2 protein-coding genes are annotated in these 623 nt (G+C 45.7%); both read left to right on the top strand.

Features of this window, described 5'->3' with window-relative positions:
- Nucleotides 1-257: hypothetical protein (locus tag ACFC20_RS17710; RefSeq protein ID WP_375194132.1), on the top strand; the 257-nt coding region annotated here is incomplete at its 5' end.
- Between the two features lie 100 nt (nucleotides 258-357).
- On the top strand, nucleotides 358-623 hold a 266-nt coding region (locus ACFC20_RS17705; RefSeq protein ID WP_375194131.1), incomplete at its 3' end, for a hypothetical protein.

Below are 623 nucleotides of genomic sequence, written 5' to 3'. Positions count from 1 at the left end.
GAGACTTGGCGGAAATTCCCGTAGTAAGAATGTCCACGGCTACCTCTACCGACGATATGGTATCCGCTATAGTGAAAAATCTGGCAGGCAGGGGCCAATCTCGACCTCGCAAGGCGAAGACGCTCTCCAACACTATCAATTCTCTGTTCACAGAGAAGCTGTCTGAACAGCAGTTAAGCTCAATTGTGAAAGATCTTGAGCAGCGTAAGTATATAAAGGTGAACAACGGCAATGTCTCGTATCAATTGCCGCACTAGCCCTAACAAGGCCAGGCACGGCGACGCCTTTTTCGTTGCGGCTTCGCCTCCACTACAAAGCCGCGCATGCTGGCGGCGTTATGCGGCAATAGAGATGTAGATGGAACGCAACATAAACGAAAAGATAGATGGTTGGGATATTTCTCTGCAGAGAAATGTTCATATGTATACCCATGCTTTATCCGTGCAAAAAGGCCAGTCCAAGTTCGGTATTAGTTGTGAAGATCTGCCAACAAAGGAAAAAACTATTGGTATGTGGCTCTATACATCGACTATTCCCGAGCCGATGATTGAAGAAGTTCAGCAGCTATTACTTAAATGGGCAAAGCAGTATCCAATCAAGTTTCAAATCTACTCAAGTAAAGA

This window comes from Marinobacter sp. (assembly GCF_041984545.1).
Lineage (GTDB): Bacteria > Pseudomonadota > Gammaproteobacteria > Pseudomonadales > Oleiphilaceae > Marinobacter.
The sequence above is the reverse complement of the archived record's forward strand: the minus strand, read 5'-3'. Positions and strand labels throughout refer to the sequence as shown.